Source organism: Pseudomonas canadensis, assembly GCF_030980095.1.
Lineage (GTDB): Bacteria > Pseudomonadota > Gammaproteobacteria > Pseudomonadales > Pseudomonadaceae > Aquipseudomonas > Aquipseudomonas canadensis.
Window position 1 is genome coordinate 5,884,252 of record NZ_CP133298.1, and the last position, 19,032, is coordinate 5,903,283.

23 protein-coding genes are annotated in these 19,032 nt (G+C 61.8%); 17 read left to right on the plus strand and 6 right to left on the minus strand.

All coding sequences use genetic code 11. The features are described 5' to 3' along the window. Positions 1–43: 43 nt before the first annotated feature. The 4 genes from RB216_RS27435 to pilG are packed head-to-tail and all read right to left on the minus strand — an operon-like array spanning position 44 to position 3,448. Positions 44–2,095 carry a methyl-accepting chemotaxis protein gene (locus tag RB216_RS27435; protein WP_028618295.1) on the minus strand — a complete coding sequence of 684 codons (2,052 nt, stop codon included), beginning with the start codon at positions 2,093–2,095 and terminating at the stop codon, positions 44–46. Beyond that, entirely contained in the window at positions 2,092–2,616 is a 525-nt protein-coding gene (locus RB216_RS27440; protein ID WP_028618296.1) for a chemotaxis protein CheW, read from the minus strand. The genes RB216_RS27435 and RB216_RS27440 overlap by 4 nt, the downstream gene beginning before the upstream one ends. Positions 2,617–2,628: 12 nt before the next feature. Then, on the minus strand, positions 2,629–2,994 hold the full coding sequence (gene pilH, locus RB216_RS27445) for a twitching motility response regulator PilH (protein WP_014720320.1): 366 nt from the start codon (positions 2,992–2,994) through the stop codon (positions 2,629–2,631). 46 nt (positions 2,995–3,040) lie between these two features. Continuing rightward, positions 3,041–3,448 carry a twitching motility response regulator PilG gene (gene pilG / locus RB216_RS27450; protein WP_010564379.1) on the minus strand — a complete coding sequence of 136 codons (408 nt, stop codon included), beginning with the start codon at positions 3,446–3,448 and terminating at the stop codon, positions 3,041–3,043. A 239-nt stretch (positions 3,449–3,687) separates the two neighbouring features. On the opposite strand from pilG, the gene gshB reads away from it, so the two are divergent. The 7 genes from gshB (at position 3,688) to RB216_RS27485 (ending at position 9,677) form a co-directional block, all read left to right on the plus strand. Continuing rightward, positions 3,688–4,641 (plus strand): glutathione synthase, encoded by a 954-nt coding sequence (gshB, locus tag RB216_RS27455; RefSeq protein ID WP_028618297.1) that lies wholly within the window; start codon positions 3,688–3,690, stop codon positions 4,639–4,641. A gap of 77 nt (positions 4,642–4,718) precedes the next feature. Beyond that, positions 4,719–5,624: an energy transducer TonB gene (locus RB216_RS27460; RefSeq protein WP_028618298.1), complete on the plus strand. Its 906-nt coding sequence runs from the start codon at positions 4,719–4,721 to the stop codon at positions 5,622–5,624. A gap of 67 nt (positions 5,625–5,691) precedes the next feature. After that, positions 5,692–6,261, plus strand: a complete 570-nt coding sequence (locus RB216_RS27465; protein WP_028618299.1) for a YqgE/AlgH family protein — start codon at positions 5,692–5,694, stop codon at positions 6,259–6,261. After that, entirely contained in the window at positions 6,261–6,698 is a 438-nt protein-coding gene (gene ruvX, locus RB216_RS27470; RefSeq protein WP_003195067.1) for a Holliday junction resolvase RuvX, read from the plus strand. The genes RB216_RS27465 and ruvX overlap by 1 nt, the downstream gene beginning before the upstream one ends. Positions 6,699–6,873: 175 nt before the next feature. Beyond that, positions 6,874–7,380 (plus strand): bifunctional pyr operon transcriptional regulator/uracil phosphoribosyltransferase PyrR, encoded by a 507-nt coding sequence (pyrR, locus tag RB216_RS27475; RefSeq protein WP_308908096.1) that lies wholly within the window; start codon positions 6,874–6,876, stop codon positions 7,378–7,380. A 24-nt stretch (positions 7,381–7,404) separates the two neighbouring features. After that, entirely contained in the window at positions 7,405–8,409 is a 1,005-nt protein-coding gene (locus tag RB216_RS27480) for an aspartate carbamoyltransferase catalytic subunit (RefSeq protein WP_016976042.1), read from the plus strand. Then, positions 8,406–9,677, plus strand: coding sequence for a dihydroorotase (locus tag RB216_RS27485; protein ID WP_308908097.1), 1,272 nt, complete (start codon positions 8,406–8,408; stop codon positions 9,675–9,677). The genes RB216_RS27480 and RB216_RS27485 overlap by 4 nt, the downstream gene beginning before the upstream one ends. Positions 9,678–9,797: 120 nt before the next feature. Here RB216_RS27485 and RB216_RS27490 read toward each other — a convergent pair whose 3' ends face one another. After that, positions 9,798–10,226 carry an NINE protein gene (locus tag RB216_RS27490; RefSeq protein ID WP_016976040.1) on the minus strand — a complete coding sequence of 143 codons (429 nt, stop codon included), beginning with the start codon at positions 10,224–10,226 and terminating at the stop codon, positions 9,798–9,800. 250 nt (positions 10,227–10,476) lie between these two features. On the opposite strand from RB216_RS27490, the gene RB216_RS27495 reads away from it, so the two are divergent. Beyond that, the gene (locus RB216_RS27495) at positions 10,477–11,118 is read left to right on the plus strand and encodes a C40 family peptidase (RefSeq protein ID WP_028618303.1); all 642 of its coding nucleotides are present in this window, start codon (positions 10,477–10,479) and stop codon (positions 11,116–11,118) included. A gap of 182 nt (positions 11,119–11,300) precedes the next feature. Here the strand turns inward: RB216_RS27495 and RB216_RS27500 are convergent, their stop codons facing one another. Beyond that, the gene (locus RB216_RS27500) at positions 11,301–12,335 is read right to left on the minus strand and encodes a type IV pilus twitching motility protein PilT (protein ID WP_236317455.1); all 1,035 of its coding nucleotides are present in this window, start codon (positions 12,333–12,335) and stop codon (positions 11,301–11,303) included. 57 nt (positions 12,336–12,392) lie between these two features. On the opposite strand from RB216_RS27500, the gene RB216_RS27505 reads away from it, so the two are divergent. From RB216_RS27505 to RB216_RS27545, 9 genes are all read left to right on the plus strand, one after another. Then, on the plus strand, positions 12,393–13,079 hold the full coding sequence (locus RB216_RS27505) for a YggS family pyridoxal phosphate-dependent enzyme (protein WP_028618305.1): 687 nt from the start codon (positions 12,393–12,395) through the stop codon (positions 13,077–13,079). Positions 13,080–13,113: 34 nt separating this feature from the next. Beyond that, the gene (gene proC, locus RB216_RS27510) at positions 13,114–13,932 is read left to right on the plus strand and encodes a pyrroline-5-carboxylate reductase (protein WP_028618306.1); all 819 of its coding nucleotides are present in this window, start codon (positions 13,114–13,116) and stop codon (positions 13,930–13,932) included. 9 nt (positions 13,933–13,941) lie between these two features. After that, positions 13,942–14,532: a YggT family protein gene (locus tag RB216_RS27515; RefSeq protein ID WP_028618307.1), complete on the plus strand. Its 591-nt coding sequence runs from the start codon at positions 13,942–13,944 to the stop codon at positions 14,530–14,532. Between the two features lie 107 nt (positions 14,533–14,639). Then, the gene (gene metX / locus RB216_RS27520; RefSeq protein ID WP_028618308.1) at positions 14,640–15,779 is read left to right on the plus strand and encodes a homoserine O-succinyltransferase MetX; all 1,140 of its coding nucleotides are present in this window, start codon (positions 14,640–14,642) and stop codon (positions 15,777–15,779) included. A gap of 7 nt (positions 15,780–15,786) precedes the next feature. Next, the gene (gene metW / locus RB216_RS27525) at positions 15,787–16,407 is read left to right on the plus strand and encodes a methionine biosynthesis protein MetW (RefSeq protein ID WP_010207236.1); all 621 of its coding nucleotides are present in this window, start codon (positions 15,787–15,789) and stop codon (positions 16,405–16,407) included. A 21-nt stretch (positions 16,408–16,428) separates the two neighbouring features. Beyond that, positions 16,429–16,863: a DUF4426 domain-containing protein gene (locus RB216_RS27530; protein WP_028618309.1), complete on the plus strand. Its 435-nt coding sequence runs from the start codon at positions 16,429–16,431 to the stop codon at positions 16,861–16,863. Next, positions 16,860–17,456: an RdgB/HAM1 family non-canonical purine NTP pyrophosphatase gene (gene rdgB / locus RB216_RS27535; protein WP_308908098.1), complete on the plus strand. Its 597-nt coding sequence runs from the start codon at positions 16,860–16,862 to the stop codon at positions 17,454–17,456. Before RB216_RS27530 ends, rdgB begins: the two co-directional genes overlap by 4 nt. Beyond that, a complete protein-coding gene (gene hemW / locus RB216_RS27540; RefSeq protein WP_028618311.1) occupies positions 17,453–18,655 on the plus strand; it encodes a radical SAM family heme chaperone HemW in 1,203 nt (400 codons plus the stop codon). Before rdgB ends, hemW begins: the two co-directional genes overlap by 4 nt. Positions 18,656–18,674: 19 nt before the next feature. Continuing rightward, positions 18,675–18,998 (plus strand): DUF3392 domain-containing protein, encoded by a 324-nt coding sequence (locus tag RB216_RS27545; RefSeq protein ID WP_016972961.1) that lies wholly within the window; start codon positions 18,675–18,677, stop codon positions 18,996–18,998. The last annotated feature ends 34 nt before the right edge of the window (positions 18,999–19,032 follow it).

The window sequence follows — 19,032 nt, forward strand, 5'->3', positions numbered from 1 at the left end:
ACTGCTATCGGGGGCAAGCCCCCTCCCACATTGGCACTGCATTTCAATCGTCGACCTGCTTCGGTGGCGGCAAGGTGAAACCCGACACCGACCGGCGCAGTTGGCTGGCCATTTTTGCCAGGTTGCCGATGCTTTCGGCGGTGGCCGTCGACCCCGACGAGGTCTGGGTAGTGATCTGTTGGATCACGTTCATAGTCAGCGATATCTGCCCGGCCGATGAAGTCTGTTGCTGCGCTGCGTTGGAGATGCTCTGGATCAGCGCCGCCAGGGTCTTCGACACGCCTTCGATCTCTTCCAGCGCCACCCCGGCGTCCTGGGCCAGCCGCGCGCCGCGCACCACTTCGGTGGTGGTCTGCTCCATGGAGATGACCGCTTCGTTGGTGTCGGCTTGGATCGCCCGCACCAGCGTTTCGATCTGCCGGGTGGCCGCAGACGAACGTTCGGCCAGACGCTGCACTTCATCGGCGACCACCGCAAAACCACGCCCGGCGTCGCCGGCCATGCTGGCCTGGATAGCAGCGTTGAGGGCGAGGATGTTGGTCTGGTCGGCAATGTCGTCGATCAGGCTGACGATATCGCCGATCTCCTGGGACGACTCACCCAGGCGCTTGATGCGCTTGGCGGTGTCCTGGATCTGTTCGCGAATGTTGTCCATGCCATGGATGGTGTTATGCACCACCTCGTTGCCCTTGTTGGCGATTTCCACCGAGCGCTCTGCCACCGCCGAGGACTCGGCAGCGTTGGCCGAGACCTGGTCGATGGACTGGGCCATCTGGTTGATCGCGGTGGACGCCTCGGCGATCTGCTGGGCCTGGTGCTCCGAGGCCTGGGCCAAGTGCATCGCGGTGGCCTGGGTGTCCTGCACGGCACCGGCGACTTGCCCGGCGGTGAGGTTGATGGTGGCGACCAGGTCGCGCAATTGGTCAACGGAATAGTTGATGGAATCGGCGATGGTGCCGGTGAAGTCTTCGGTCACCGAGGCGGTCACGGTGAGGTCGCCGTCGGCCAGGTCTTCGATTTCGTCCAGCAGGCGCATGATCGCATTCTGGTTGCGCTCGTTCTTCTCGGCGGTTTCGTGCAATTGGCGGTTGGTTTCGCGCACCATCACCAGGCCGATCAAAATGATTGAGGTCAGTGCGAGCAGGCCCAGGACATAGCCGCCGATGGTGTCAAAACTGCGCCCGCTGGCGAGGTTTTCGAACCCGGTGGCCAGGTGCGAGGCTTCATCGAGCAGGGTTTGCGACAGGTTGAAGATATTGCTCGCCGAGGCCCGCACCTGGAACAACTGTGGCGAGGTCTCGAGGATTTCATCCACGGAGCCGGAAACGAATTCGAACAGTTCGGCGATTTCCGCCAAACGCGCGCGGGCGTCGCGGTCTTCGACCTGGGTGATGCGCAAACCGGGGTTGCCCTGCAGCATGCCATTGAGCACTTGGCCGAAGCGGTTGGCGTCACGGCCAAAGGCGTCTGCGGCCTGCACGGCGGTTTCGTCGCCGGCCAGCACGGTGTTCACCGCGCCAAGGATACGTTCGGCCAGCAGTGACTGGCGCTGGGCCACGGCCACCTGGCTCGCCGGGGCACCACGTTGCAGGAGGATATCGACGACCTTTTCCGATTCCATTTGCAGTTGCGGCACGGTTTCGGCCAGTGTCGCGGCCACCTGGTGCAACGACAGCACGGTCTGCTCGCTGGCGAGAATCGCGTCGGTGTTTTTCAGCAGTGCTTCCCAGTCGGTCTGCACCGCGCGCATTTCGGCACGCACCGCGCTTGGCGCGGCGGGCAGGCCGGTTTCCGGGTCACCTTTTTTCAGGAAGCCCCAGCGCTGGGCGAAGTCGTTGCGCGCATCGCCCAGCAACTTGAACGCCGCAGCCTTGCCGGCGGCGGCTTCGGTGGCGTTCTTGGCGATGCGCTGGGACAGCACGCGCAGCTCACCGGCGTGGCCGATGTACTGTTTGTCGTAGGTGGACTGGGTATTGAGGTACGCGAAGTTGGCGAACAGCAACATGATGAACACGATCAGTGCGATGAACAGCACGATGATCTGCGAGCGGCTGCGTGAGCCGGCCTGGGGTTTGAGTGCGGTAGCGGTGGTCATGCGGCAACATCCATGAAGCCAGGGGCCTGGGCCAGAGCAAAGGGGCTGAACACCTGCCACGACGGATCGCCGTCGAACCGGCCCTGGATAAACGATACGTCAGGCGTAGCGTTCGCCCGCCAGGCGTCTTGTGCGAAATGCTGCATCCCCACTACCTCGTCGACCAGCAGCCCGACAAACAAGTCGTTGAACTCCACCACCAGCACTCGCCGTTGCTTGCGCGCCTTGGACAACTCAAGGCCGAGGAACCCACCCAAGTCCATCACCGGCAACAGGCGCCCACGCAGGTTGGCCACGCCCTTGACCCAGGCCTTGACTCCGGGCATCAGCGTGCAACGCGGCTCATGCAGGACTTCGGCGACTTCGCCCATGGGCGCCACATACCAGTGCTGGCCCAGGCGAAAGCCAATCCCGCTCCAGCGTTGCAGGCGGGTTTCCTGGGACGGCAGGTCAGCGGCCAGCAGGCGGCAGCGGCGGTCGATGTCCAACAGCAGCTCGAAGGCGGTTTGCGACTCGGTCATGATGGCAAACCGTCAGCCGGCCAGCACCTTGTTCAGGGTGGCAATCAGGGTTTCTTCATCCACCGGCTTGGTCAGGTAATCCTTGGCGCCCTGGCGCGCGCCCCAGATCTTGTCGGTTTCCTGGTCCTTGGTGGTGATGATGATGATCGGGATGCCGTTGGTTTCCGGCTCCTTGGACAGCTGGCGGGTGGCCTGGAAGCCATTGAGGCCCGGCATCACGATGTCCATCAGCACAGCATCGGGTTTTTCCTGGCGGGCCAGGGCCACACCGTCCGCGCCGTTTTCGGCCTTGAGGACCTGGTGGCCATGCTTTTCCAGCATGCCGGTCAGTTTGTACATTTCGGTCGGCGAATCGTCGACGATCAGAACACGTGCCATGGTTTTCCCCACTACATAGGTGGACGCCAGCCCTTGTGAGGCGGTGTCAGTGTGCTTGTTCTACTGCGGCGAACCCCGGCACGTAGGCCTTGATCGCGCCCAGCAGTTCTTCCTTGCTGAAAGGCTTGGTCAAAAACTGATCGACACCGACGATGCGCCCCTTGGCCTTGTCGAACAGGCCGTCCTTGGACGACAGCATGATCACCGGGATCGACTTGAACGCCGGGTTGTTCTTCACCAGCGCGCAGGTCTGATAGCCATCCAGGCGCGGCATCATGATGTCGACAAAAATAATATGCGGGTGATGATCAACAATCCGGGCCAGGGCATCGAAACCGTCGATGGCCGTGATGACATCGCACCCTACGTTCTTCAACAAGGTTTCAGCGGTGCGGCGGATCGTCTTCGAATCATCGATCACCATCACTCTCAAGGCGTTGGAATGCTGTTCCATATCTGCTCTGCCATCGCCACAGCGAATCGGTTTTCGGTGTGTACTGCCTGATGTTGCACAGGATGAGCGCCGCAAGCCTTGGAATTCAAGGGCTGCTGCGCCGTGGCAGTCTTTTTAGCACAGTCTCCGGGCGCAATCTATCGAGCAACCGGCCAGGTGGTTTTTCCTTGACCCACAACAGCCGCAGCGCCACTCTGACGCCACTTTTATGCGCCCTTATTTGCTAGAGGAAATCCCCCATGAGCGTTCGCGTCGGCATTGTCATGGACCCTATCGCCAGCATTTCCTATAAAAAGGACAGCTCGCTGGCCATGCTCCTGGCCGCCCAGGCCCGCGGCTGGACCCTGTTCTATATGGAACAGCGCGATCTTTACCAGGGCGACGGCGAAGCCCGCGCGCGCATGCGCCCGCTGCAGGTATTTGCCAACCCTGAAAAGTGGTTCGAATTGCAGGACGAAATCGACAGCCCGCTGAGCGATCTGGACGTGATCCTGATGCGCAAGGACCCGCCGTTCGACATGGAGTTCGTCTACTCCACCTACCTGCTGGAACAGGCCGAACGCGCTGGCGTGCTGATCGTCAACAAGCCGCAAAGCCTGCGCGACTGCAATGAAAAGCTGTTCGCCACCCTGTTCCCACAGTGCACGCCGCCGACCGTGGTCAGCCGCCGCGCCGATGTGCTGCGTGAATTCGCCGCCAAACATGGCGATGTGATCCTCAAGCCGCTGGACGGCATGGGCGGCACCTCGATCTTCCGTCACCGCGCAGGCGACCCGAACCTGTCAGTGATCCTAGAGACCCTGACCGCCCTGGGCACCCAGCAGATCATGGGCCAGGCCTACCTGCCGGCGATCAAGGACGGCGACAAGCGCATCCTGATGATCGACGGCGAGCCGGTGGATTACTGCCTGGCGCGCATCCCGGCAGCCGGCGAGACCCGCGGCAACCTGGCGGCCGGTGGTCGTGGTGAAGCCCGCCCGCTGTCGGACAAGGACCGTTGGATTGCCGCCCAGGTCGGCCCGACCCTGCGTGAAAAGGGCCTGCTGTTTGTCGGCCTGGACGTGATCGGCGAGAACCTGACTGAAATCAACGTCACCAGCCCGACCTGCATTCGCGAGATCGACAACGCATTTGGCACGAACATCGGCGAAATGTTGATGGCCGCCATTGAGCGAAAGCTACAAGCCAAGTGACATAGAACAGCCGGACACGCACCAACATTGCGCTATCATGCCCCACCTGTGAAACGCGCGATGTTGGTTTTTTTGTCATGACACTCCCGTCCGACCTGCCCCCCGAACTCTCCCCCAGCGGCGTGCGCCCGGCTGATCGGCTCGGATTTACCCTGTTCCTGGCCGCGTTGATTCACCTGGCCCTGATCCTCGGCGTGGGTTTCACCATGGTCGAGCCCAAGCAGATCAGCAAAACCCTGGAAATCACCCTGGCCACGTTCAAGAGCGAAAAGAAGCCCGAGAAGGCTGACTTCCTCGCCCAGGACAATCAGCAAGGCAGCGGCACCCTCGATAAGAAAGCCGTGCCCAAGACCACCGAAGTGGCGCCGTTCCAGGACAACAAGGTGAATAAAGTCACCCCGCCGCCGGTGCCCAAGCCGGAGGTCAAGCAGGCCGCGCCCAAGGCTGCGGTGACCACCGTCGCGCCCAAGCCGCAAAAAGCCCCGACCCAGCGCGAAAAGACCAAGACCGAACCCACGCCCGAGCCCGTAAAGCCAGCGCCGACCTTCGACAGCTCGACCCTGTCCGACGAAATCTCCAGCCTCGAAGCCGAACTGGCAAACGAACAACAGTTGTACGCCAAGCGCCCGCGCATCTATAGGCTCAACGCCGCCTCGACCATGCGCGACAAAGGTGCCTGGTACAAAGATGAGTGGCGCAAGAAGGTCGAGCGCATCGGCAACCTCAACTACCCGGAAGAAGCCAGGCGCCAGCAGATTTACGGCAATTTGCGTCTATTGGTTTCAATCAACCGCGACGGCACGTTGTATGAAGTGCAGGTGCTGGAGTCGTCCGGCCAGCCGCTGCTGGACCAGGCCGCCCAGCGCATCGTGCGCCTGGCCGCGCCTTTCGCGCCGTTCAGCGGTGATTTGAACGACGTCGACCGCCTGGAAATCATCCGCACCTGGAAGTTCGCCAAGGGCGATCGGTTGTCGAGCAATTGATGACAATTGCCACCTGTGGCACATCACCAGCTTGTCAGTTCGCCCCTCCACCGCCACACTATCGAACATGAAAAACGTCAGCCCGACCTACCTCAAGCATCAATTCCTGATCGCCATGCCCCATATGGCCGACCCGAACTTTGCGCAGACCTTGACCTACATCGTCGAGCACACGGCCAATGGTGCCATGGGGTTGGTGGTCAACCGCCCGCAAGAGCTGAACCTGGCGGATATCCTTGAGCAACTGCGCCCGGAAGTCGATCCGCCCACGCGTTGCCAGGGCGTGCCGATCTACATCGGCGGGCCGGTGCAGACCGATCGCGGTTTTGTGCTGCACCCGACCGGGCCAAAGTTCCAGGCCACGGTCGACCTGGACGGTGTGTCGCTGTCCACCTCCCAGGACGTGTTGTTCGCCATCGCCGACGGTGTGGGCCCCGAGCAAAGCGTGATCACCCTCGGTTACGCGGGCTGGGAAGCTGGCCAGTTGGAGGCTGAACTCGCCAGCAACGCCTGGCTGACGTGCCCCTTCGATGCCGACATCCTGTTCAACACGCCCAGCGAACTGCGCCTGGAAGCGGCTGCCGCCAAACTGCGGGTCAACCTCAGCTTGTTGACCAGCCAGGCGGGGCACGCCTGATGGCTTTGCGACTGATCCTGGGTTTTGACTACGGCACCAAACAGATCGGCGTCGCCGTCGGCCAGGTCATCACCGGCCAGGCCCGCGAGTTGTGCACGTTGAAAGCCCAGAACGGCGTGCCGGACTGGAACCAGGTCGAAGCCCTCATTAAAGAGTGGAAGCCCGATGCGGTCGTGGTCGGCCTGCCGTTGAACATGGACGGCACCCCCAGCGACATGTGCCTGCGCGCCGAAAAATTCGCCCGCCGCCTCAATGGCCGCTACAACCTGCCCTTCTATACCCACGATGAACGCCTCACCACCTTTGAAGCCAAGGGTGAGCGCCGTGACCGTGGCGGGCAAAAGGGCAGCTACCGCGACAACCCCGTGGACGCCATCGCCGCCGCCCTGTTGTTGCAGGGATGGTTGGATGAAAACACTGCTTTATTTGAATCCTGAATTGCCGCATTGCTTTTTGTAGGAGCGAGCTTGCTCGCGAAAAACGTCAACGATTACGCGCGCATCCAGTGATGCACGCGGCGCCTGTGAGTTCTTCGCGAGCAAGCTCGCTCCTACAGTGTCTTTTACGTTTGAGCCCGGACCTTGCCTGCGCCAAGGTCCTGAAGGAGCCTGCATGAGCCTGCCGAACCCCGCCGAACTGATCAGCCAGATGGCCACAAGCCTCACGGCCCATCTGCAACACCGCAACATCAGCGAGCCGCGCTTCATCGGCATTCGCACCGGTGGTGTGTGGGTGGCCCAGGCATTGCTGGAAACACTGGGCAGCGACTCGCCCCTCGGCACGCTCGACGTGTCCTTCTACCGTGACGACTTCAGCCAGAACGGCCTGCATCCACAAGTGCGCCCGTCGGCCCTGCCTTTCGAGATCGAAGGCCAGCACCTGGTGCTGATCGACGATGTGCTGATGAGCGGCCGCACCATCCGCGCCGCCATGAACGAACTGTTCGACTACGGCCGCCCGGCCAGCGTGACCCTGGTGTGCCTGCTCGACCTGGATGCCGGCGAACTGCCGATCAGCCCGGATGTGGTCGGCGCCACACTGTCGCTGCAAGCCCACCAACGGGTAAAATTGTCCGGTCCCACGCCGCTCGAACTCGAACTGCAAGACCTCGCCCTTTAAACCGCCTTGTAAAGAGTCCCCGCGATGACGCCTCTCGATGCCAAGCGCCCGCTGCAGCTCAATGCTCAGGGCCAGTTGCAACACTTCTTGTCCCTCGACGGTTTGCCCCGCGAACTGCTCACCGAAATCCTCGACACCGCCGACTCGTTCCTTGAAGTCGGTGGCCGCGCGGTGAAGAAGGTCCCGCTGCTGCGCGGCAAGACCATCTGCAATGTGTTCTTCGAGAACTCCACGCGCACCCGCACCACCTTTGAACTGGCGGCCCAGCGGCTGTCGGCCGACGTGATCACGCTGAACGTGTCCACCTCATCGGCGAGCAAGGGCGAAACCCTGCTCGACACCCTGCGCAACCTGGAGGCCATGGCCGCCGACATGTTCGTGGTGCGCCACGGCGACTCCGGTGCCGCGCACTTCATCGCCGAACACGTGTGCCCGCAGGTGGCGATCATCAACGGCGGCGACGGCCGTCACGCCCACCCGACCCAGGGCATGCTCGACATGCTCACCATCCGTCGGCACAAGGGCAGCTTTGAAAACCTCTCGGTGGCCATTGTCGGCGACATCCTGCACTCGCGGGTTGCACGCTCGAACATGCTGGCCCTCAAAGCCTTGGGTTGCCCGGATATCCGCGTGATCGCCCCGAAAACCCTGCTGCCGATCGGCATCGAGCAGTACGGCGTAAAGGTCTATACCGACATGGCCGCAGGCCTCAAGGATGTGGACGTGGTGATCATGCTGCGCCTGCAACGCGAGCGCATGGCCGGTGGCCTGCTGCCGAGCGAAGGCGAGTTCTACCGCCTGTTCGGCCTGACCACCGCACGCCTGGCCGGCGCCAAGCCGGATGCCATCGTGATGCACCCAGGCCCGATCAACCGTGGGGTGGAGATTGAGTCGGCGGTGGCCGACGGCCCTCAGTCGGTGATCCTGAACCAGGTCACCTACGGCATCGCCGTCCGCATGGCCGTGCTGTCCATGGCCATGAGCGGGCAAACCGCGCAACGTCAATTCGAGCAGGAGAACGCCCAGTGAAGCTCAGCATTCTTGGCGCTCGCGTTATCGATCCGGCCAGTGGCCTGGATCAAGTTACTGATCTGCACTTGGAAGCCGGCAAGCTCATCGCCATCGGCGCCGCCCCTGCGGGTTTCAGCGCGACTGAAACCATCGACGCCAAAGGCTTGGTGGCCGCGCCTGGCCTGGTCGACCTGAATGTCGCCCTGCGCGAGCCGGGTTACAGCCGCAAGGGCAACATCATCAGCGAAACCCGCGCCGCCGCTGCCGGTGGCGTGACCAGCCTGTGCTGCCCGCCCCACACCAAGCCGATCCTCGACACCTCGGCCGTGACCGAGCTGATCCTCGACCGCGCCCGCGAAGCCGGCAATTGCAAGGTGTTCCCTATCGGCGCCCTGAGCAAAGGCCTGGAAGGCGAACAACTCGCCGAACTGATCGCCCTGCGCGACGCCGGTTGCGTAGCGTTCGGCAATGGCCTGGAAAGCTTCCGCAGCACCCGCACGCTGCTGCGCGCGCTGGAATACGCGGCCACCTTCGACCTGACGGTGATCTTCCATTCCCAGGACCGCGACCTGGCCGAAGGCGGCCTGGCCCATGAAGGCGCCGTGGCCAGCTTCCTCGGTTTGCCGGGCATTCCGGAAACCGCCGAGACCGTGGCCCTGGCACGTGACCTGCTGCTGGTGGAACAAAGCGGCGTGCGCGCGCACTTCAGCCAGTTGACCAGCGCTCGCGGCGTGGCCTTGATCGCCCAGGCCCAGGCCCGTGGCTTGCCGGTGACAGCGGATGTGGCGCTGTATCAGCTGATTCTGACGGATGAAGCGCTGATCGACTTCTCCAGCCTGTATCACGTGCAGCCGCCGCTGCGCACCCTGGCCGACCGTGAAGGTTTGCGTGCGGCGATCAAGTCCGGCGTGGTCTCGGCGATTTCCAGCCATCACCAGCCCCATGAGCGGGATGCCAAGCTGGCACCGTTCGGCGCGACAGAGCCGGGTATCAGCAGTGTTGAACTGTTGCTGCCGTTGTCGATGACGTTGGTGGAGGATGGGTTGCTGGACTTGCCGACGCTGCTGGCACGCCTGAGCAGCGGCCCGGCCGAGGCCTTGCGCCTGCCGGCGGGCAAGTTGGCGGTGGGTTCGGCGGCAGACCTGGTGCTGTTCGACCCGGCCAGCTCCACAGTTGCCGGGGAGCAGTGGCTGTCCAAGGGTGAAAACTGCCCGTTCATCGGCCATAGCCTGCCGGCGACGGTGCGTTACACCCTGGTTGACGGACGCATCAGCTACCAGGCTTGACGCTACCCAACACTGTAGGAGCGAGCTTGCTCGCGAAGAACGGACAGGCAGCGCGGACTACCTGAGAGCGCTGCGTTTTCGTTAACGTTCTTCGCGAGCAAGCTCGCTCCTACAGGTTATTTACCGCCCGGAATTGCGTTCGGCATTGCGGATCGAAATCTGCGTATTCAATGTCCAGAAGTCATACAGCACCCCCACCAGGAACAAGCCGCCGGTCAGCAGGTAGATCAGGCCGGTGATCCATTTGCCCTGATACATGCGGTGCACGCCAAACACCCCCAGAAACGCCAACAGTATCCAGGCCACGTTGTATTCGATGGGCCCGGCGGTAAAACGCAGGTCCGCTTCACGGTCCATGGCCGGGATCAGGAACAGGTCGATCAACCAGCCAATACCCAACAGACCGAAGGTGAAAAACCAGATCGTGCCGGTGACGGGTTTGCCGTAATAGAAGCGATGCGCCCCGGTAAAACCGAAAATCCACAGCAGGTAACCGATCACCTTACTGTGGGTGTCTTGCTGTGGACCAATCTGCTGATAGGTGTTCATCGCGTACCTCTTTTGCCTCGATAGATAAATTTTTTCATTTTCTTTGTGACTTTTTTACAGGCGCCCGACGTACGGCAAATGGTATCTTCCCTGCCCTGAAAGCCTTATGCCACCTGACTTGTGTAGGACAATTGCGGCGAATCGTCGCGTTTTTCCTGATTTTGACGTCAAGGTTCAGTCGACAAACGGCCTGAGAACGACATAAAAAGCTGTTATAAAGTTGCGCGCAAACCCACAAGAGCCACGCCTAATGCGACCATTTTTCAAGACATGGCTAACCATTTGCCTATTAATGCCACTGGCCGCCCACGCCACCAATCGTGAGCAACGACTTCCTAACGTTAACGGTTTCACCCCTAAAGTCCACAGCACGCCAAGCACCGCCAAGTCGGTCAAGCTGACCGTCAACCGCCCGACTCAACTGAGCAAGGCCCATAACGGTAAAGCAGTTCCGGGCCTGGTTGGCGTCAACACCAAGCAGAGCAGCACCGTCCTCAGCCGCGCCGTCAACGTGCTCGGTACTCCTTATCGTTGGGGCGGCAGCAGCCCAAGTAAAGGGTTCGACTGCAGTGGTTTGGTGAAATATGCGTTTAACGACGTAGCCGCCGTGGATTTGCCGCGCACCTCCAACGCCATGGCCGCCGGCCACGGGCAGAAGGTCGATCGCAAGGACCTGAAACCCGGTGACCTGCTGTTCTTCAAACTGAAGAGCCGCCAGGTGAACCACGTTGCCATCTACCTGGGCAATGACCGCTTCATCCACGCACCGCGCCGTGGCAAGTCGGTGAGCATCGATACGCTGAAGAAGCCGTTCTGGGACAAGAACTACGTGATTGCCAAGCGCGTACTCCCAAAAGAGCAGAACAACAATCTGCGAGTCGTGCAGCGCTAAGCCGGCGTCAAAGCTATGGGCGGCTTGTTGTGGTGAGCGGGCTTGCCCCGCGCTGGGGCGCGCAGCGGCCCCAATAAGGCCACCGTATTTCCACAGATACAACTCGTCGCCTGGTTTTGGGGCGGCTTCGCCACCCAGCGCGGGGCAAGCCCGCTCACCACAAAAACCAGCTCCGACTTGCTTCATATGTCTGCTGGCACCCTCGCTTTCTCCCGCGCCTCTTCCCGGCTGATCACCCCCTCTCCGACCAACCCCTTCAAGCTCATATCCAGCGTCTTCATCCCCAACGCCCCACCGGTCTGTATCGCTGAAACCATCTGCGCCACCTTGTCCTCCCGGATCAAGTTCCGAATGGCCGGCGTGCCCAGCATGATTTCATGGGCCGCCACGCGTCCGCCGCCGATCTTCTTTACCAGCACTTGGGACACCACCGCCTGCAACGACTCCGATAACATCGAGCGGACCATGGCCTTTTCCCCAGCCGGAAACACGTCCACCAGCCGGTCTACGGTCTTTGCCGCTGAACTGGTGTGCAGGGTGCCAAACACCAGGTGCCCGGTCTCAGCCGCCGTCAGCGCCAGGCGGATAGTTTCCAGGTCACGCAGTTCGCCCACCAGGATCACGTCCGGGTCTTCCCGCAGCGCCGAGCGCAGGGCGGTGGAAAAACAATGGGTGTCGCGATGCACCTGGCGCTGATTGATCAACGCCATTTTCGGCGTGTGGATAAATTCGATGGGGTCTTCAAGGGTGAGGATGTGATGGCGCCGATGCTGATTGAGGAAATCGATCATCGCCGCCAGAGTCGTAGACTTGCCTGAGCCGGTCGGGCCGGTAACCAGAACCAGGCCCCGTGGCAGTTGGGCGATACGCCGGAACACTTCGCCAAGGCCAAGACCTTCCAGGCTCTGGACCTCAGACGGGATGGTGCGAAACGCCGCACTCATGCCGCGATCCTGCCGGAACACATTGGCCCGGAACCGCGCCACGCCGGGCAGTTCGAAGGCAAAGTCTGTTTCAAGAGATGTTTCGAAATCCTTTTGTTGGTGCTGATTGAGCAAAGGGCTCAGTAAGTCCGCTACTTGCGTAGGTGAAAGCACCGGCCCATCCAGCGGCCAGACCTCGCCATCCACGCGTAACATCGGCGCCAGGCCGGCAGACAAATGCAGGTCGGACGCACCGCGGCGCACGCTTGCCGTGAGTAATTCAGTGATATCCATAGGGCTTTCCATTTCCAGTAGAATGCCGCGGACTCCATATCCACGGGCGCATCTTGAATGTCGACGATAGCAGACAACATCGGCCAGGTTAGCCAGCGCATCCGCGCCGCAGCCGACGCCGTGCAACGTGACGCAAGCAGCATCCACCTGCTGGCCGTGAGCAAGACCAAACCCGCGCAAGCCGTGCGCGAAGCCTATGCCGCCGGGATGCGCGACTTTGGCGAGAACTATCTGCAAGAAGCCCTGGGCAAACAGGCCGAATTAACCGACCTGCCCTTGAGTTGGCACTTCATCGGCCCCATTCAATCGAACAAGACGCGCGCTATCGCCGAGAACTTCGCTTGGGTGCATTCCGTGGACCGCTTGAAAATCGCTCAACGCTTGTCCGAACAACGCCCGGCCGACCTGCCACCGCTGAACATCTGCATTCAGGTCAATGTCAGTGGCGAAGCCAGCAAGTCCGGCTGTACGCCCGCCGACCTGCCGGCCCTGGCCGACGCCATCAGCGCCCTGCCGCGCTTGAAGCTGCGTGGCCTGATGGCGATTCCGGAGCCGACTGAAGATCGGACCGCGCAAGACGCAGCGTTCGCCGCTGTACGCGACCTGCAAAACAGCCTGAACCTGCCACTGGACACACTTTCCATGGGCATGAGCCACGACCTTGAGTCGGCCATCGCCCAAGGCGCCACCTGGGTGCGGATTGGTACCGCCCTATTTGGCGCCCGCGACTACGGCCAGCCATGAACATGGCTGACTTCCCTCTGAGTAAGGACCTGTCATGAGCAACACGCGTATTGCCTTTATCGGCGCCGGTAACATGGCGGCCAGCCTGATCGGTGGCCTGCGGGCCAAGGGCCTGGACGCCGCGCAGATTCGCGCCAGCGACCCGGGCGCCGACACCCGTGCCCGCGTCAGCGCCGAGCACGGCATTGAAACCTTTGCCGACAACGCCGAGGCCATCCAGGGCGTCGATGTCATCGTGTTGGCCGTTAAGCCGCAGGCCATGAAAGCCGTGTGCGAAAGCCTGCGTCCGAGCCTGCAACCGCATCAACTGGTGGTGTCCATCGCTGCCGGTATCACCTGCGCCAGCATGAACACCTGGCTCGGTGCCCAGCCAATAGTGCGCTGCATGCCCAATACCCCGGCACTGGTCAGCCAAGGCGTGAGTGGGCTGTACGCCACCGCCGAAGTGAGCGCCGAACAACGTGACCAGGCGCAAGAGCTGCTGTCTGCCGTGGGCCTCGCCCTGTGGCTGGAGCAGGAGCAGCAACTGGACGCGGTCACCGCCGTGTCCGGCAGCGGCCCGGCGTACTTCTTTCTGCTGATCGAGGCCATGACCGCCGCCGGCGTGAAACTGGGCCTGTCCAAGGAGGTTGCCGAGCAACTGGCCGAGCAGACTGCCTTGGGCGCCGCGCATATGGCAGTGGCCAGCGATGTGGACGCCGCCGAATTGCGCCGTCGCGTGACCTCGCCAGGCGGTACTACGCAGGCGGCCATCGAGTCGTTCCAGGCCGGGGGCTTTGAAGCCCTGGTAGAAAAAGCATTGGGTGCCGCTGCGCACCGCTCGGCGGAACTTGCCGAACAACTGGGCAAATAAGGAGCCAACATGATTGGTTTGAACACCGCAGCCGTCTACGTGCTGCAAACCCTCGGCAGCCTGTACCTGCTGATCGTGCTGTTGCGCTTCGTGCTGCAACTGGTGCGCGCGAACTTCTACAACCCGCTCTGCCAGTTCATCGTCAAGGCCACCCAGCCACTGCTCAAGCCGTTGCGTCGGATCATCCCAAGCCTGTTCGGCCTGGACATGTCGTCGCTGGTCCTGGCGATCCTGGTACAGCTGGCCTTGATGGCGCTGACCTTGTTGCTGACCTATGGCACCACCGGCAATTTCGTCCAACTGCTGGTCTGGTCCATCATCGGCGTGACCGCGCTGTTCCTGAAGATCTTCTTCTTCGCCCTGATCATCAGCGTGATCCTGTCCTGGGTCGCCCCGGGCAGCCACAACCCTGGCGCCGAGCTGGTGAACCAGATCTGCGAACCGGCCCTGGCGCCGTTCCGCCGCCTGCTGCCGAACCTGGGCGGCCTGGATATTTCGCCGATCCTGGCGTTCATGGTGCTCAAGTTGCTGGATATGCTGGTGATCAACAACCTGGCAGCCATGACCGGGATGCCAGAGATTCTGCGCCTGCTGATCTAACGCCCCTTGTAGGAGCCGGCTTGCCGGCTCCTACAGGGTCAGGGTTCGCTTGCCGCTAGGTGCAGCGGTCTTTAGACTTACGCCTCATTTAAACGAGAGCAGGGTCGATGCCAGCTGCCTTCCCCCCCGATTCTGTTGGACTGGTCGTGCCCCAAGTGGCGCACTTCAGCGAACCGTTGGCCCTGGCCTGCGGGCGTTCGCTGCCTGCCTATGACCTGATCTATGAAACCTACGGCCAACTGAATGCCACGGCGAGCAACGCCGTGCTGATCTGCCACGCCTTGTCCGGCCATCATCATGCCGCCGGTTTTCACTCGGTCGACGACCGCAAGCCCGGCTGGTGGGACAGTTGCATCGGCCCCGGCAAACCCATCGACACCAACAAGTTCTTCGTGGTCAGCCTGAACAACCTCGGCGGCTGCAACGGTTCTACCGGCCCGAGCAGTATCAACCCGGAAACCGGCAAGCCGTTCGGCGCCGATTTCCCGGTACTGACCGTGGAAGACTGGGTGCACAGCCAGGCCCGCCTCGCCGACTTGCTCAGCATCCAACAGTGGGCCGCCGTGATCGGTGGCAGCCTGGGCGGCATGCAGGCGCTGCAATGGACCATCACTTACCCGGACCGTGTGCGCCATTGCCTGGCCATCGCCTCGGCGCCCAAGTTGTCAGCGCAGAACATCGCCTTCAACGAAGTAGCGCGCCAGGCGATCCTCACCGACCCGGAGTTCCACGGCGGTTCGTTCCAGGAAGCCGGGGTGATCCCCAAGCGTGGCCTGATGCTGGCGCGGATGGTGGGGCATATTACCTACCTGTCCGATGACTCCATGGGCGAAAAATTCGGCCGTGGCCTCAAGAGCGAGAAGCTCAACTACGACTTCCACAGCGTCGAGTTCCAGGTGGAAAGCTACCTGCGTTATCAGGGTGAGGAGTTCTCCGGGCGTTTCGACGCCAACACCTACCTGCTGATGACCAAGGCTCTGGACTATTTCGACCCGGCGGCCAATCACGACGACGACCTGGCGAAAACCTTCGAAGGCGCCACGGCCAAGTTCTGCGTGATGTCGTTCACTACCGACTGGCGCTTCTCGCCGGCCCGCTCCCGTGAGCTGGTGGATGCGCTGATGGCCGCGCGCAAAGACGTCTGCTACCTGGAAATCGATGCGCCGCAAGGCCACGACGCCTTCCTGATTCCGATCCCGCGTTATTTGCAGGCGTTCGGCAATTACATGAACCGGATTACTGTGTGAGAACGCCATGAGAGCCGACCTGGAAATCATCCAAGAATGGATCCCCGCCGGCAGCCGCGTGCTCGACCTGGGCTGCGGCGATGGCGAACTGCTGAGCTGGCTGCGCGACAACAAGCAAGTCACCGGCTACGGCCTGGAAAACGACCCGGACAACATCGCCCAGTGCGTGGCCAAGGGCATCAACGTGATCGAACAGGACCTGGACAAGGGCCTGGGCAACTTTGCCAGCAACAGCTTCGACATCGTGGTGATGACCCAGGCCCTGCAGGCGGTGCACTACCCGGACCGCATCCTCGACGAAATGCTGCGCGTCGGCCGCCAGTGCATCATCACCTTCCCCAACTTCGGCCACTGGCGCTGCCGCTGGTACCTGGCCACCAAGGGCCGCATGCCGGTGTCGGACTTCCTGCCCTACACCTGGTACAACACGCCGAACATCCACTTCTGCACCTTCGAAGACTTCGAAGCCTTGTGTGGCGAGCGTGAAGCCAAGGTGATCAACCGCCTTGCCGTCGATCAACAGCACCGCCACGGCTGGGCGAGTAAACTATGGCCCAACCTGTTGGGCGAAATTGGAATTTACCGGGTCAGCAGTCCTGGCCTGACCGACCACAAGATTGCCGTCTAATCATCTTCAAGAGGGACGCTCATGAGTCGTTTGGCTATTTTTCTATTGACCGCCTGCCTGGGCGCCAGCGCCGTGGCCGCAGACGCAATAGACGCTAACCGCAAGAAAGACTTCGGTGACATCACCGTGCACTACAACACGTTCACCTCCAGCTTCCTGCAACCGGAAACTGCCCAGGCAGTCGGCGTGGTACGCAGCAAGGAGAAGGGCCTGATCAACGTGACCGTGATCAAGGGCGTAACCCCGGTGGCCGCGCAAGTCACCGGCACCATCAAGGACCTGGGCGGCAAGAGTGAAGTCCTGACCTTCAAGCAAATCAACGAGAAAGGCGGCGTCAATTATCTCGCGCCCTACTCCGTGACCCAGCGGGAATACAAGACGTTTACCATCAATGTTGAAACCGGCGGCAAAGCCCATAGCTTCCAATTCAACCAAGAACTCTTCCCGGCCGAATGATGAAACTCACCCAACTCGTACTCGCCAGCCATAACGCCGGCAAACTCAAAGAACTGCAGGCGATGCTCGGTGACTCCGTGCAGCTGCGCTCGATTGGCGAATTCAGCCAGGTGGAGCCGGAAGAGACCGGCCTGTCGTTCGTCGAGAACGCCATCCTCAAGGCGCGCAACGCCGCACGCATCTCCGGCCTGCCGGCACTGGCGGATGACTCTGGGCTGGCGGTGGACTTCCTCGGCGGCGCCCCTGGCATCTACTCGGCGCGTTATGCCGACGGCAAGGGCAACGCGGCCAACAACGCCAAGCTGCTGGACGCGCTCAAGGACGTGCCGGACGCCGAGCGCGGCGCGCAGTTCGTCTGCGTGCTGGCCCTGGTGCGCCACGCCGACGACCCGCTGCCGATCCTGTGTGAAGGCCTGTGGCACGGGCGCATCCTGCATGCGGCCAGTGGCGAACATGGCTTTGGCTATGACCCGCTGTTCTGGGTGCCGGAGCGCAATGTCTCCAGCGCCGAACTGAGCCCGGCCGACAAGAACCAGATCAGTCACCGTGCTCGCGCAATGGATTTGCTGCGCCAACGCCTGAGCCTTAAATGACCCAGAACACCTCTGCGCAGCCGCTGATCCACGGCGGCGCGCAAACACCTCGGGCGGCCTTGCCGGTACTGCCGCCCCTGGCGCTGTATATCCACATCCCGTGGTGTGTGCGCAAATGCCCTTATTGCGACTTCAACTCCCACACCGCCAGCAAGGTGCTGCCGGAAGAGGAGTATGTGGATGCACTGCTGGCCGACCTCGATCAGGACCTGCACGCCGTGTACGGTCGCGAGCTGAGTTCGATCTTCTTTGGCGGGGGTACGCCGAGCCTTTTCAGCGCCGCCGCATTGGGCCGCCTGCTCAAGGGTGTGGAAGCGCGCATCCCGTTTGCCAGTGATATCGAAATCACCCTGGAAGCCAACCCAGGGACCTTCGAACAAGAGAAGTTCGTCGCCTATCGCAAGCTGGGGATCAACCGCCTGTCCATCGGCATCCAGAGCTTCCAGCAGGAAAAGCTTGAGGCCCTCGGCCGTATCCACAATGGCGACGAAGCTGTGCGTGCCGCTGGCATGGCGCGCCAGGCCGGGTTCGATAACTTCAACCTGGACTTGATGCACGGTTTGCCCGATCAGTCCCTGGACGATGCTCTGAGCGACTTACGCCAGGCCATCGCGCTGAAGCCGACGCATCTGTCCTGGTATCAACTTACGCTGGAGCCGAACACCGTGTTCTGGAACCAGCCACCCGCGCTGCCGGAAGACGACACGCTGTGGGATATCCAGGAAGCCGGCCAGGCGCTGCTCGCTGAACACGGTTACGCGCAGTATGAAGTGTCGGCCTACGCCCAACCCGGACGCCCGGCGCGGCATAACCTGAATTACTGGAGCTTCGGCGACTTTATCGGCATTGGCGCCGGAGCCCACGGCAAGCTCAGCCACCCCGACGGGCGCATCGTACGCACCTGGAAGACCCGAGCACCGAAGGACTACCTCAACCCGGCCAAAAGCTTTCAGGCCGGCGCGAAAGAACTGACCAACGAAGAACTGCCGTTCGAGTTTCTGATGAACGCGTTGCGCCTCACCGATGGCGTCGAGGCCAAGCTTTACGCCGAGCGTACCGGCCTGGAACTGGCGAGCCTGGATGAAGGCCGCCGCGAGGCAGAACAAAGTGGCTTAATGCAGGTCGAACCGTCACGCCTCGCGGCGACCGACCGTGGGCAACTCTTTCTCAATGACCTGTTGCAGAAGTTTTTGAGCTGACCGCTCTTAAGGAAATCGAATGGATTTGGTACTCGACCTGCTCGCCACCGTATCCCGCTGGAGCCGCAGCAACCTGTCAGAAATCTCCCTGGCCCTCGTCGGCTGCCTGCTGGTGCTGTTTGGCGCTGATATTAAAGGCTGGGTGGAAGCGCGCTTGGGCAGCATCGCCGGCGCGTTGCGCGTACCGTTGATGGCGCTGGTGTGCATGATCGGCAGCGGCGCCGCGTTGATCTACGCCACGCCGTGGATTGTGCGGGGGTTGAGCCAGTTCAATAACTACAGCCTGGCGCCGGTGTTGGTGGTGGTGCTGGTGTTGATTGGCGTCGTCGCAGACCGTCGCTGATCCCAAACCCAACACAGATACAAATGTGGGAGCG